General features: G+C 42.9%; 15 protein-coding genes. 7 read left to right on the top strand and 8 right to left on the bottom strand.

The genetic code is table 11. The features are described 5' to 3' along the window. Positions 1 to 2: 2 nt before the first annotated feature. The 5 genes from QUF49_RS01115 to proC all read right to left on the bottom strand — a co-directional run bounded on the left by QUF49_RS01115 (position 3) and on the right by proC (position 4,680). A complete protein-coding gene (locus QUF49_RS01115; RefSeq protein WP_289493921.1) occupies positions 3 to 317 on the bottom strand; it encodes a hypothetical protein in 315 nt (104 codons plus the stop codon). A 94-nt stretch (positions 318 to 411) separates the two neighbouring features. After that, positions 412 to 1,494, bottom strand: a complete 1,083-nt coding sequence (locus tag QUF49_RS01110; protein WP_289493920.1) for a fatty acid desaturase family protein — start codon at positions 1,492 to 1,494, stop codon at positions 412 to 414. 176 nt (positions 1,495 to 1,670) lie between these two features. Beyond that, positions 1,671 to 2,684 (bottom strand): hypothetical protein, encoded by a 1,014-nt coding sequence (locus QUF49_RS01105; RefSeq protein WP_289493919.1) that lies wholly within the window; start codon positions 2,682 to 2,684, stop codon positions 1,671 to 1,673. A gap of 70 nt (positions 2,685 to 2,754) precedes the next feature. Then, entirely contained in the window at positions 2,755 to 3,870 is a 1,116-nt protein-coding gene (locus QUF49_RS01100) for a DEAD/DEAH box helicase (protein WP_289493918.1), read from the bottom strand. Further along, positions 3,871 to 4,680 (bottom strand): pyrroline-5-carboxylate reductase, encoded by an 810-nt coding sequence (gene proC, locus QUF49_RS01095; protein WP_289493917.1) that lies wholly within the window; start codon positions 4,678 to 4,680, stop codon positions 3,871 to 3,873. A 113-nt stretch (positions 4,681 to 4,793) separates the two neighbouring features. Between proC and QUF49_RS01090 the strand changes: the two genes are divergently transcribed. The 7 genes from QUF49_RS01090 to QUF49_RS01060 all read left to right on the top strand — a co-directional run bounded on the left by QUF49_RS01090 (position 4,794) and on the right by QUF49_RS01060 (position 10,156). Next, on the top strand, positions 4,794 to 5,261 hold the full coding sequence (locus QUF49_RS01090) for a hypothetical protein (protein ID WP_289493916.1): 468 nt from the start codon (positions 4,794 to 4,796) through the stop codon (positions 5,259 to 5,261). Between the two features lie 22 nt (positions 5,262 to 5,283). Beyond that, entirely contained in the window at positions 5,284 to 6,678 is a 1,395-nt protein-coding gene (locus tag QUF49_RS01085; protein ID WP_289493915.1) for a dipeptidase, read from the top strand. Between the two features lie 526 nt (positions 6,679 to 7,204). Next, positions 7,205 to 7,699 (top strand): hypothetical protein, encoded by a 495-nt coding sequence (locus QUF49_RS01080; RefSeq protein WP_289493914.1) that lies wholly within the window; start codon positions 7,205 to 7,207, stop codon positions 7,697 to 7,699. A 15-nt stretch (positions 7,700 to 7,714) separates the two neighbouring features. Next, positions 7,715 to 7,891: a hypothetical protein gene (locus QUF49_RS01075; RefSeq protein ID WP_197468195.1), complete on the top strand. Its 177-nt coding sequence runs from the start codon at positions 7,715 to 7,717 to the stop codon at positions 7,889 to 7,891. Then, entirely contained in the window at positions 7,892 to 8,083 is a 192-nt protein-coding gene (locus QUF49_RS01070) for a YwbE family protein (protein ID WP_289493913.1), read from the top strand. A 111-nt stretch (positions 8,084 to 8,194) separates the two neighbouring features. After that, complete coding sequence (gene ade / locus QUF49_RS01065) at positions 8,195 to 9,931, top strand: adenine deaminase (protein WP_289493912.1); 1,737 nt, start codon at positions 8,195 to 8,197, stop codon at positions 9,929 to 9,931. Positions 9,932 to 10,012: 81 nt separating this feature from the next. After that, positions 10,013 to 10,156 carry a hypothetical protein gene (locus QUF49_RS01060; protein ID WP_289493911.1) on the top strand — a complete coding sequence of 48 codons (144 nt, stop codon included), beginning with the start codon at positions 10,013 to 10,015 and terminating at the stop codon, positions 10,154 to 10,156. On the opposite strand, the gene QUF49_RS01055 is transcribed toward QUF49_RS01060, so the two are convergent. Genes QUF49_RS01055 through liaF form a run of 3 tightly spaced genes read right to left on the bottom strand, consistent with a single transcriptional unit; the run spans position 10,157 to position 12,554 of the window. After that, positions 10,157 to 10,786: a response regulator gene (locus QUF49_RS01055; protein WP_289493910.1), complete on the bottom strand. Its 630-nt coding sequence runs from the start codon at positions 10,784 to 10,786 to the stop codon at positions 10,157 to 10,159. Next, positions 10,783 to 11,823 (bottom strand): sensor histidine kinase, encoded by a 1,041-nt coding sequence (locus QUF49_RS01050; RefSeq protein ID WP_289493909.1) that lies wholly within the window; start codon positions 11,821 to 11,823, stop codon positions 10,783 to 10,785. Before QUF49_RS01050 ends, QUF49_RS01055 begins: the two co-directional genes overlap by 4 nt. After that, positions 11,820 to 12,554, bottom strand: coding sequence for a cell wall-active antibiotics response protein LiaF (liaF, locus tag QUF49_RS01045; RefSeq protein ID WP_289493908.1), 735 nt, complete (start codon positions 12,552 to 12,554; stop codon positions 11,820 to 11,822). The genes QUF49_RS01050 and liaF overlap by 4 nt, the downstream gene beginning before the upstream one ends. Positions 12,555 to 12,619: the final 65 nt, after the last annotated feature.

The following is a 12,619-nucleotide window of genomic DNA, read 5'->3' as shown; positions in this document are numbered from 1 at the left end:
TTTTATTGTGACAGTTGTTTTTCAAAACGAATAAAGGAATACAGTCGCAGAAGTACAATTAACGTCCCGACGATCGTTATAGCGGGCGATATATTCGTGAATAGAGGCAACCACGCTAAAACAAACGCAAAAAGCGCTGTAAAATTCCCCGAAAATCCGTTGATGGGCTGATTACCTACAAGACCTGCCCCTTTTAAGGAGTTTTCATAACACGATCTATGATACGGTCGTAGCTTAAAATATGCCCACACCGTACGCAGCTCTTCTCTTTCTGTTATCGGCATCAAACAGCTATCACAGTTCAATTCTTTTTTCATAGTCCATTCTCCTTTGGCAACAAATCACTCAGCATCTATTCTATCAAGATTATAAATATTAAAGGACTTTTTTCTATAACAAAAAACACCCAAATTAATGGATGCTTTTCGATGTTCGGCTCACTGTCTTTCTTTTCCGCTTCTCTTCCACAGTTTCATTCATCCCATGACCAAGTGAAGGATACAAGTTACCTGGTGCTGGATCAACGAATTGATGCTGATTAAAGTACACATGCGGTGTTTTCCATAACTCCACGAGTGCTTTCCAGTGCGGCATCTCGTGATAACGCTCTGGCCACATTTCTTTAATGTGCTTTTTTACGAGCGGATAATATTTCGGACTCATACCAGGGAACAGATGGTGCTCTGTGTGGTAAGAGAAATTAAAGTGGATCACGTCCACCCATTTTGGAACGGTTACCGTTAAGCTGTTTGCTAACGGATCGTTCACATCAGTCATCGGGTTCAAGCGGTGATTCGTTGAAATATAGCTCATTACGATTGCGTTGGCGATCAATAATGGCATCAATACCGCAAAGAACCATTTAACCGGTCCGAGCCAAGCGAGTAATCCAAGCCATGTCGCCCATGGTAATAACAGCTGAATCCAAACAGAAGGTCGTTTGCTTGGTTTGAACTCCGTAATGAATCGTTTGAACATGAAAAGTCCGTGCATCGTAAATGAAACGGATAGAAAAGCAAAGCTTACGATCGAACGCATCCACATTGGAAGCTTGTACACTTTTTGCAACAATGGTTTGTGTGACAAGTTCTCTAGAGTTGGCCAAGCATCTGGATCTTTTCCATCATGCTGTGTATGAACGTGGTGTGTTGTATTGTGCCACTTGCGCCATAATTTCGGTCCAACACTTAACGGCCAAAAGGCTACTGCTCCTAAAAAGTCACGCAGCCATGGCTTGCGGATTACCGTTCCGTGAAGAATTTCATGTCCTAAAAAGCCCATCCCTGCAAAACATGTTCCTAGGATTACTGCGATTCCAATCCCTAACCAAGGATGTAAATTATTTAATAACCCGATAACTAAAATACCGGCGATTGCGATCAATAGATAGACTAGTCCTCCCCATAACCGGGATGGTACTGGTTTAAAGGCCTCTTTCGGCAGCTTTGGAGCGATTTTTGCTGCATACCAGCCAAACGATTGTAAATCTTTCATTTGCTCAACTCCTTTAAATCTGACTCTTTCGAATTCTCCTACTTTACCATCGTAACAAGGTTTGTTTTATGAAGCAACTATTTTTATTACCTGGTAATAATAGTTGGTATTATATACCCACAAAAAAAAACAGGTCACCTTGAAGGATTACCCGTTTTTGTAAAAATTATTACTCGTTAAATTACATTTTTTTCATTAAAATCTATGGATTGCTGTTCCGATTCTCTTTCCGAAACGCTAATTATATAGTGCAGAATAAATGACCAGATGGTGCTCAATACAATTGCACCCGTCCAAAGTTCAGGATCCCAGCCCATACCTTCAAAAATAGCGATTCCGACATAAAAAACAACCCAGATAAATAGAGGAAGAACAACTGCTAAGGCAGTAAATTTCTTTTGTTGAATGAAAAAATCCGCAAGCAATCCTGCAACTACCCCAATACCTATTACTTCAGCATTCTCAAAACCTCTTATAATTGTCATCAGGACAAAATTCACCGTATACATGAGTGTGATAGAGCCAAACGGCAATGTCCATCTTTTCAGCAAGAAATAAACAGGAACCATTAAAAAAGTTGTCGTAATAATCGTGTTACTTATTCCTATTCTTATGATGTTTTGAAAGACTGCTTCATCTGTTATAAAAAGTGCCGTTGCTTTTGCCGCGACCCAGCCATGGTTAAACGCCCACGTGTACATCATAAAAAAACATAAAACAGCAACTGAAAGCGTGTAAGAGAGCAGCGTTGGAAAGAACTCTTTAAAACTTGGGCTCTTCTTTAATTCTTTTTCACCCATCCTATAAGGACTTGTAATGATTAATAGAACCCCAACTAGTAATAAAAGGTGTGAAGGACTAAGAAGTGCAGCAATATCTTCCTCAATTCCAAAAATGATGTGCCATGTCATATCGCAAACACCGCCAATAAAGAACAGCACAACACCTAAAATACCAAGGCCATAACCAGTTGGAATCCCATTCTTAAAAGGCACACCTAACTTATTGGCATTCTGATATGTAATCCAGATCATCCACAGCGCTGTTGCAAGGAAACCTGAATACAAAATAGCGTGCCAAGGTGAAAAGAACGTCTCCGGCTTATTATGTGTATGAGCAAACCCATCCACGAATATACCGACAATCAGCCAAGCCCCAAGTAAAATCGTCACCAGATTCTTTGCTGTCATACTATCACCCCATTCTTATAGAACATACAGTCACCTATTCCATAATATGGGTTTGTATTCTTTTTATGATCTACAAATATTCGAGTTTCAGAGCCTTCAAACTCTGGTTTGTCTCTCGTTCTATCAACTGAAGCAGTCTGCGATCCTTTTGTGCAACAAACGTTACAGCTAATCCTTTTCCACCTGCACGTCCCGTTCTGCCGATTCTATGAATGTAGCTCTCCGTATCAAGGGCGATATCATAGTTAAAGACATGCGTAACACCTTCTACATCAAGTCCGCGGGCTGCCACGTCTGTCGCAACAAGAAACTGAATCTCGCCTTCACGAAAACGCCTCATCACGTCTTCCCTTTTCGCTTGTGAAAGGTCGCCATGCAGTTCATCGGAATTGTACCCCATAGTTTGCAGCGCTTCATTTAACTTACTGGCTCTTCTTTTCGTCCGGCAAAAAATAATAGCTAAATAAGGCCGCAGCAAACGGATTGTTTGAACGAGATCATTCTGCTTGCCTCGATCCGTTGTTTCCACGATTCGCTGACGGATTTCTTTTAGTGTGATCTGTTTCGTTTTCACGTGAATATCACGAGGGTCGTTTGTATACGTTTCGGCTAGTTTCTTTACTTCATACGGCATCGTCGCTGAAAAAAGCAGCGTTTGGCGATTCTCCGGCACCTCATCCATGATGTCTTCAATATCATCTAAAAATCCGATATGCAGCATCTGATCGGCTTCATCTAGAACAAACGTTGAAACATGAGATAAGTCAATCGTTTCGCGGCGAATGTGATCGAGCAGTCTTCCAGGTGTTGCTACTACAACATGAACTTTACCCTCAAGCTTGTGCATCTGCGCGATCACATCCTGCCCGCCGTACACAGCGAGCACGTTAATTTCATCGTGAGCTTCAGTTAGTTTGCGAACTTCAGCTGTAATCTGAATGGCTAGCTCTCTAGTCGGAGCAACGATTAAGCCTTGAATCGCGTCACGCTCAACATCTATTTTTTGAAGAAGAGGAAGCACGAAAGCAAGCGTCTTTCCAGTTCCCGTTTGCGCTTGTCCAACTACGTCTTTCCCTTCTAAAATCACAGGAATCGTTTCTTTTTGAATCGGCGTCGGTTCGCCTATACCGTTTTGCAGCAATAGATCGATAAATTGCTCGTGAATCCCTAATTCTTTAAAACCCATCTACTTTTTCCCCAATTCTTTGACTTTCTCTGTACAGCTTTCCATCGCCGCTAACACAGCACCGCGGAAACGTTCTTGCTCAAGCACCGAGACCGCCGCAATCGTTGCGCCGCCAGGTGATGTTACTTGATCTTTTAACTCACCTGGATGTTTACCCGTTTCAAGCACCATCTGTGCCGCTCCTAAAACCGCTTGAGCCGCCAAACGGTAGGACTGATCGCGTGAAAGTCCTTGTCGCACACCACCGTCAGCCATCGCTTCGATCATCATGTACACATATGCAGGTGAAGAACCGCTAATTGCAGGAATCGCATCCATCTGAGATTCTATGATTACTTCTACTTTTCCAAAACTGCTTAACAGCTCTTCCACGATTTCCAACTCGTGATCTGTGATTTCAGCGTTTACCGAAACAGCTGTCATGCCGGCTCCGACGAGTGAAGGTGTGTTCGGCATCGTTCGAACGACCTTTACCTTTTTCCCGAAAGCTTGTTCAACATCTATCGTTGTAATCCCCGCTGCAATCGTTACGATGATTACATCAGACTTTACGAATTTCTTTATCTCTCCAATGACTTCAAAATAAGAATAAGGCGCAACAGCAAGGAACAGCACGTCAGCCGCTTTTGCAACATCACTATTAGAAGAGAATGTGCTTATACCATATTGCTTCTCTACATACAGGCGTGTTTTCTCCGTTCGCATGCTCGCTATAATCTGATCTGGGCTGATCAAACCTGAATTGATCATACCTCCTGCCATCGCCTGCGCCATCTTACCAAAGCCGATAAAACCTATTTTCTTCTCCATACTATATGCACTTCTTTCTATCTTTTATAAAGGGAAACGGTCATTCATACAGAATACTCATACCGATAGCTTTACCTTTAGTAAACCACAAATACATAAGGTGTGTGAAATGGATGGACAAGTTTACATTGACAGAATGGCACAGAAAACAGGCGGTCGATAATTTCAACAAAACATGGGACCTCATGGAAAAGAAAGACCGCACACATGAAGAAGACCTGGAAATGATCCACACCGCACATGCTTCCCGCTTTCATTGGGGTATAGCTGGTGAACCTCTTAACTTTGCTCGCGGAGAGTGGCAGATCTCAAGAGTATATTCACTTTTAAAGATGAGTGATTCAGCACTTCTTCACGGAAATGAATCTCTGACTCTTTGCTTAGAAAACAATATAGGGGATTTTGATTTAGCATTTGCCTATGAAGCTGTCGCTCGTGGGTATCTAGTAAAAGGTGATGAAAACAAGATAGAGGAATACTACTCGCTCGCGTTGGAAGCCGCTCAACTCATCACGAAAAAAGAAGATAAAGATTATTTCATTTCCGAGCTGAACTCCATTAAACTAGGAAGTAGAGCATAGCGTACATAAGGAGGATTTTTAGATGACAGACAAAATTGTGAATTATTTAAAAGAAAATCGCGACACACATTTAAAAGAGTTAACCGACTGGCTTGCAGTCCCAAGTGTCAGCGCACTGCCTGAACACAAGGAAGACGTACGAAAAGGTGCTGAATGGATTGCAGATAACCTTAAAAAAGCCGGCATGGACAACGTGGAAATCTATGAAACAGATGGACATCCGGTTGTTTATGGCGACTGGTTAAAAGCTGAAGGCAAGCCGACAGTTCTTGTTTATGGTCACTATGACGTTCAGCCAGTTGACCCTGTTGAGCTTTGGGAATCCCCACCGTACGAAGCTACTATACGTGATAACAAATTGTACGCTCGCGGCGCATCCGATGATAAAGGCCAAACATTCATGCACGTAAAAGTTTTACAAGCGATTCTAGAATCTGAAGGAACGCTTCCCCTCAATTTCAAATTCTGTATTGAAGGAGAAGAAGAAATTGGCAGCCCAAGCCTTCCAAAGTTCATTGAGGAAAATAAAGACTTGCTTGCAGCCGACGTAATCGTCATTTCAGATACAGGAATGCTTGACCGCGGAAAACCGGCAATCTGCTATGGACTGCGCGGCATGTGTGCGATGCAGGTGGATGTAACCGGACCAAACAGTGACCTTCATTCAGGTCTTTATGGTGGAGCGGTTCAAAACCCGCTGCATGCCATCACAGAGCTTCTTCAATCGTTCCGTGACGAAAACGGCCGTATTTTAGTAGATGGCTTTTATGATAATGTACAAGAATTAACGGAAGAAGAAAGAGCTGCGTTCCGTGCTTTGCCGCTAACTGAAGACGCACTTAAAGAGCAGCTCGGTGTATCAGAGCTTACCGGTGAAGAAGGCTATTCTCACATCGAACGCACATGGGCTCGTCCAACGCTAGAATTAAACGGTGTATGGGGCGGCTTCCAAGGCGAAGGCATCAAGACCGTTATCCCTGCAAAAGCTCATGCGAAGATCAGCTGCCGACTCGTACCAAATCAGGAGCCAGATGAAATCATCGAAAAAGTAAAGGAACATATTGAAAAGCATAAGCCTGCAGGCATCGATGTGAAGGTCACTCTTTTTGATAAAGGAGCACCTTATGTCACACCGTTCGATCACCCTGCTATTCAAGCAGCTGCACGTTCCTATGAAAAAGTTTATGGCGTGCCAACAGCGTTCACTCGAGGCGGCGGATCGATTCCGATTGTCGCAACGTTCGATCAAATGCTAAAGATTCCTGTTGTCTTAATGGGCTTCGGTCTTTCAACAGAAAACTTCCACGCGCCGAACGAACATTTCCACCTCGAAAACTTCGACAAAGGGATGGAAACACTCGCTGACTACTGGTTTGAACTAGAAAAGTCGATAAAAAAAGAAGCATCCGCACTATAATTTAAGAAAAAGCTGGCACAAAAGGTCTTAAGCTGACTAAAGTGCCGGCTTTTCGCTTTTTAACGATGTTTTTATGCATGTAATTGAACGTGTAGAGTGAGTACAAGCAGTGACTGCGCGTAACTGCTCGCCAACTGCGCGAACGAGAAATTACTAAAGGCTCCTCTAAGAAAGATCTTGCATTAGATTACTTTTTCTTCATTGCTAAGTTGAATGTAGTGTAAGGTGCGTGCCTACCACCTGAGAAGCTTCTAAGCAAGGCATGCGACGAGGAAGCTCATCTCGAAAGCATTAGCTTGTAGACGCAGGAGCAAGAATACTCTCTTGAGGCGGTCAGGTGGAGACCCTTAACGGCGCAAAGCGGCAAGGGGCTCACCGCCTGCCCCGCGGAAAGCGAAGCACCTGAAACGGAGATCAACTTACTTCCATGAGCTACAAAGAATTATCCCCAAGAGGCATTTTCGTTTTCTTCGTTCAATGTGATATAATCAACCAATCACAATAAAAGAAACGGAGAGTATAAAATATGCTTTCATTTGAAGATAAAATTGCTTTAATTCAAGAAAATTTCCCGGAGCTCGACATTCATGAGGTTTCCTTAGGCCGCTTGAACTTCCACTTTGAAGAAAGTGTACAAGACAAGAAAATTGTCGTGTATCACCTTCACCCGAACGGAAACGGCTTCGTCTATGGTGGACACCTGCCGCAAAGCGTAAAGAACGATAAGGGCTATGTTAATATTCGGGACTATGAAGCAGACGAATTGATTGCTCTTATTCAAGAATCTATGGAGTTCCTTTCTAAAAAACATGGCTGGCAGCAACCAAAGAAAGATCGTTCAGATGAGGACGAGCGTAAAGAAGAACAGTGGTACAGCTACGGTCACGAAAAAATTCGTCTTGTAGGTGAAGACGGCATGTGGTTCATTTTTGATGAAGATGATGCACTAGAAGCAGCATTCGAAACGTATGCAGAAGCAGAAGGCTATTTAAAAGAAGCAGGATTCAAAAAGCAAAAATAAATAGAGGTGATAAAGATGGCTGAGGAGAAAAAGAAATTAAGCTTTCAAGAGATCGCTAAACAGCGCTTAGCTGAAAAGAAAGCACAGCAATCAGGCGGTAAATTCAGCAAAGGCCCTGTAAAAGTGGCAAACCAGCTTAAAAATCAGCAGACAAAAAAGGCAAACAATCAAGCACGGAGAACAGGCGTTTAAATGCATCGCAAGCGTTCTAACATCACCCCTGGCCTCCCTGTGAACGTGATCTTAAAAGCTGATCAGCGTTCTGGCAAGAAAACAAAAGGTATCGTAAAAGATATTTTAACGAACTCACCTAACCATCCACATGGTATTAAGGTGCGCTTAGAAGATGGTCAAGTTGGCCGAGTAATCGACATTCTGAATTAACGACACAAAACGGTCTCTCTTGGGACCGTTTTTCTTTTTATTCATATGAAATAAGATAGTAAAGTTGTTCGTATACTAGGTGGTAGATTTTTCTCTAAAGGAGATCAGCTGATGAACCAAGATCAATTAAAGAAACGAATTGATGTCAGTACAAAAAGAATCCCTGCAGATGTCGTCGTTAAGAATGGAAAAATTATTGATGTGTTTAACCTTGAAATTTTAGAAGCTGACATTGCGATTGTGGATGGCTATATTGCAGGAATTGGTGAGTACGAAGGACATGAGACGATCGATGCTGCCGGTAAATATGTATCTCCTGCGTTCATAGACGGCCATGTGCATATCGAGTCCTCTATGGTGACACCTGCTGAGTTCAGCAAAGTACTGCTCGCTCATGGGGTCACAACCGTCATTACAGACCCGCACGAGATCGGCAACGTATCGGGAGCTACAGGCATCTCCTTCATGCTGGATCAATCGGAAGGACTTCCCCTGGACGTTCGTGTGATGCTGCCGTCCTCTGTTCCAGCAACGCCTTTTGAAAATGCAGGAGCCACCTTAAAAGCTGCAGATCTTGAACCGTTCTATAAACACCCTCGAGTACTTGGGCTTGCGGAAGTGATGGACTTTCCTGCTGTTTTTAAAGGAGATAACGACATGCTCAGTAAAATTGTTTCAGCCGCGAACAACAAAGGCAGAATCGACGGGCATGCGGCTGGTCTCGACGCGAACGGAATCAATGTGTATCGCTCATCCCTGATTACGACAGATCATGAATGTACCACAGCTGAGGAAGCACTGGATCGGATTCGCCGGGGCATGTACGTTTTAATTCGGGAAGGATCTGTTGCAAAGAATCTAAAAGCCCTTATTAAAGCTGTAACGCCTAACAATGCACGTCGCTTTTTATTTTGTACCGACGATAAGCACCTCGATGACCTCGTTGTTGAAGGAAGTGTTGATCATAACGTAAGGCTTGCGATTAAAGAAGGACTATCCCCTCTTCAATCCATTCAACTAGCCACTCTAAATGCAGCTGAATGTTACGGTCTGGATAAAAAAGGCGCCATTTCGCCAGGATGCATAGCAGATTTTATTTTGCTGGATGAGTTAGAAGCGGTATCTATTTCTGAAGTTTTTGTTGGAGGAAAATCAGTTGCTAAGGACGGTACGTTTACAGGTGAAGAGGTTAACACAGAAAAACCTCCAGCTCCTTTAATGCAATCGGTGAATCTTCCGGAGATAGGATCTGAAAAGCTCGCTATCCCCATTAGTGACGGAGATTCCATTCACGTCATTGAGGTCATTCCGAACCAGCTTGTAACAAAAAAGAAGGTGTTGCGTGCTAAAGCAGAAAACGGCCTTTTTACACCTTCAATTTCTGACGATTTATTAAAAATGGCTGTTATCGAACGGCATAAACAAACCGGAAACATCGGTCTTGGCGTTGTTAAGGGACTTTTAATTAAAAACGGTGCGATCGCGTCGACTGTAGCTCACGATTCTCATAACCTTGTCGTTGCAGGCACGAATGATGAAGATATGCTTTTGGCTATCGATGCCATCCAAAAGATGCAGGGCGGCTATGTAATCGTTAAAGATGGAAAGGTTCTCGCATCCGTTCCCCTGCCTATCTCAGGATTAATGTCAGATCAACCTTTTACAAAAGTAAATGAGGAAATTATCTACTTAAAAGCTAAGCTAAACGAGATCGGTTTTACCGGTGACTTCGATCCGTTCTTAACGCTATCTTTTTTAACTCTACCTGTTATTCCGGAAATGAAGCTGACAGATTTAGGACTTTTCGACTTTAAAACGTTTCAGCATATCTCTGTGAAAGTCGAATAAATAAAGACTATCAACAAGGCGGTTATCTAAAAGAATGTTGCTTTTTGCTCATTTGGTTTACTCTCTTCATTGATAAGTTGATTGGAGTGTAAGGCGCGAGACTCCTGCGGGACTGGCGGTCAGGTGAGACACTTAAAAGTGAAACGTCCGAATGTGGCTCACCGCCTGCCCCGCGGAAAGCGAGCACCTGGAACGGAAATCAACCACTTTCAAGAGCAACAATGACTAAACCAACGAATGGTTAAAGGCATAAATAACAGCCTGTGTTCGATCTTGCACATCCAGTTTGCTCAAGATATTGCTCACGTGTACTTTCACTGTTTTTAAAGCGATAAACAGCTCATCCGCGATTTCTTGGTTTGTCTTTCCTTTTGTCATCAGCATTAAGATTTCCATCTCGCGCGCGGTCAGCTCTTCATGTGGCTCGCGCGTTTGCTTTTGTCTCATCTTGCTCATCATCTTCCCCGTTACTTCGGGTTCAAGAACGGACTTTCCGTGGAATGTATCGCGAACGGCTTGAGCAATATCGCTCGCTTTTGATGTTTTTAACATATAGCTTGAAGCTCCTGCCTCTAATGCAGGATACACTTTTTCATCATCAAGAAAACTTGTAACGACAATGATTTTCGCTTCCGGCCAAGCATTTGTAATCTCGCGTGTCGCTTCGATACCGTCCATTTCGTCCATCACAAGGTCCATCAAGATAATGTCTGGTTTAATCGCCAATGCCTTCTCTACAGCTACTTTTCCGTTTTCCGCTTCTGCTGTTACTTCAATATCAGCCTGCGCAGAAAGATAAGCAGAAACGCCGATTCGCACCATCTCGTGATCATCCACTAATAACACTTTAATCATACTTTTTCCTCTCCCGCTGATAAAATTGGAACTTTTACTTCAAGTCGTGTTCCTTCACCTGGCAGACTCACAATCTTAAGCGTACCGCCGATTTCAGCCGCACGTTCATGCATATTCTGAAGTCCATATGAACCTGTTTTGTCCTGATCCATCTTAAAGCCGACTCCATCATCCTCAATACGAAGGATAATAAGATCGTCACGCTGAACAAGCAGAATTTGAGCTTTGTTTGCCTGTGCATGCCGCAAGATATTAGACACCGATTCTTGTAAAATACGAAACAGATGATCCTCTACCCCTTTATCAAGAGGGATCGTTTCAATTTTCCACTTCAATTCGATCGGTACTTTTTGCAGCAGCTCTTGTAAAAGTTCTTCCATCCCTTTTTGCAGCGACTTGCCATTTAATGCTGCTGGACGAAGATGCAAGAGAAGTGCCCTCATCTCAAGCTGTGTTTGATGGATCGTTTCTTCGACAAGTCTTAGCTGCTTCGATTCACGTGTGTCTTCTTCTGACCGCGTTTCGTTGACAGCAGACATGATCATACTTGCTGCAAACAGCTGCTGAGAAACAGAATCATGAAGCTCTCTCGCTAAGCGATTTCTTTCTTGGGAAATAATTTCTTGAATTCGCTTTTCTTGATCGACGGCTTTCTCAGTCGCCATTTTTTGTGACTGGCGAATCTTCTCGCCTAACTGCTTCTGAATGCCTTCCATTCGTTTTGTGATGGCCCTTAACTCAAGACTAGAAACTTCTTTCATGTTTACTTGTCTGCCATCCTCAATCGAAGCTAGCGTACGATTGATAAGATTAAGCTGTTTACGAGACGTAATGCCAGAATTCAAACCAAAGAAAGCTCCCATGATAAACACAAGAAAAGGCAGTACGAATGCCATTGGAATATCAAGCAACCGCTTCTCTAATAAAAAGTTCCAGTCATCGATCGGAAATAAAGAATATACGATTGCCCCCAAGACGGTGGATACGGAAAAAGCTGACGCAATACCGGAAAACATGTGGCGCAAAACGGTACTCATACCCGCTTCACCTCCAAACTTCCAGCGATTAAACTTGTCACGATTTTCACTTTTTTCTCAGCTTCACCGTAACCTTTTGTTCTAAAAAATAACGTCTGGTTAAACATTTTAGGCTCTGGCTGATCAAAGATGCTTGTATTACCTACAAACACAGAATGACTGACTGCCGTTTCCACCTCGTAAGGAATCTGTATCGTGATATTACCGATAAAGCCGCGTATCATAATAACCGCTTCCCCTTTAGGGAGAATCGTCTGACTCAAATCGATAATAGAGTCTCCAGGTCCGCATTGAATGTTGATGTCACTCCATACATACACATGCTCTGGGGTTTGTTGAGTGCCAATGATGATATTTTTTAAAAGCGGCTCTTTTCTGTATATATCTTCATGCTGTGAGGAAGCATGTTGTTCTTCAACGTGCGGCGTGATCACAACCGGATTTTGTTTGGTTTGATAAAATTCATAGATCACATAAATAACGATAGCGACTAACAAAAGCTTAAATGTGTACATGCTTAAAATGTTCATGACCGTAATAAATACACCGACCCAGAACATGATCTTACCCGAACGTCTCGGTAATCGTTTACGTCCAAAAAACATGAGTGCAGCACCCAGTAAAAGAGAGAACAAGATCCCCTCGCCGTTCAGAGTGGCTTCTAACAGCACGAATACACAGGCGATTAAAAGCCCCCAACTGATCAAATCACTTTTTTTCATGTTCAGCATCTGCACTCACTCACTTTCTGTCATAAACGACATAAAAGGCGCAGCACTTTGCGCCTGTTGTCTTT

The organism is Fictibacillus sp. b24 (assembly GCF_030348825.1).
GTDB lineage: Bacteria > Bacillota > Bacilli > Bacillales > Fictibacillaceae > Fictibacillus.
The sequence above is the reverse complement of the archived record's forward strand: the minus strand, read 5'-3'. Positions and strand labels throughout refer to the sequence as shown.

Excerpts from the sequence above, each read along its gene's own strand:
- liaF (WP_289493908.1), bottom strand. The coding sequence starts at position 12,554 with ATGCTGAACATGAAAAAAAGTGATTTGATCAGTTGGGGGCTTTTAATC.
- QUF49_RS01090 (WP_289493916.1), top strand. The coding sequence starts at position 4,794 with ATGGACAAGTTTACATTGACAGAATGGCACAGAAAACAGGCGGTCGAT.
- proC (WP_289493917.1), bottom strand. The coding sequence starts at position 4,680 with ATGGAGAAGAAAATAGGTTTTATCGGCTTTGGTAAGATGGCGCAGGCG.
- QUF49_RS01080 (WP_289493914.1), top strand. The coding sequence starts at position 7,205 with ATGCTTTCATTTGAAGATAAAATTGCTTTAATTCAAGAAAATTTCCCG.
- QUF49_RS01050 (WP_289493909.1), bottom strand. The coding sequence starts at position 11,823 with ATGAGTACCGTTTTGCGCCACATGTTTTCCGGTATTGCGTCAGCTTTT.
- QUF49_RS01075 (WP_197468195.1), top strand. The coding sequence starts at position 7,715 with ATGGCTGAGGAGAAAAAGAAATTAAGCTTTCAAGAGATCGCTAAACAG.
- ade (WP_289493912.1), top strand. The coding sequence starts at position 8,195 with ATGAACCAAGATCAATTAAAGAAACGAATTGATGTCAGTACAAAAAGA.
- QUF49_RS01085 (WP_289493915.1), top strand. The coding sequence starts at position 5,284 with ATGACAGACAAAATTGTGAATTATTTAAAAGAAAATCGCGACACACAT.
- QUF49_RS01110 (WP_289493920.1), bottom strand. The coding sequence starts at position 1,494 with ATGAAAGATTTACAATCGTTTGGCTGGTATGCAGCAAAAATCGCTCCA.
- QUF49_RS01100 (WP_289493918.1), bottom strand. The coding sequence starts at position 3,870 with ATGGGTTTTAAAGAATTAGGGATTCACGAGCAATTTATCGATCTATTG.
- QUF49_RS01105 (WP_289493919.1), bottom strand. The coding sequence starts at position 2,684 with ATGACAGCAAAGAATCTGGTGACGATTTTACTTGGGGCTTGGCTGATT.
- QUF49_RS01115 (WP_289493921.1), bottom strand. The coding sequence starts at position 317 with ATGAAAAAAGAATTGAACTGTGATAGCTGTTTGATGCCGATAACAGAA.
- QUF49_RS01055 (WP_289493910.1), bottom strand. The coding sequence starts at position 10,786 with ATGATTAAAGTGTTATTAGTGGATGATCACGAGATGGTGCGAATCGGC.
- QUF49_RS01070 (WP_289493913.1), top strand. The coding sequence starts at position 7,892 with ATGCATCGCAAGCGTTCTAACATCACCCCTGGCCTCCCTGTGAACGTG.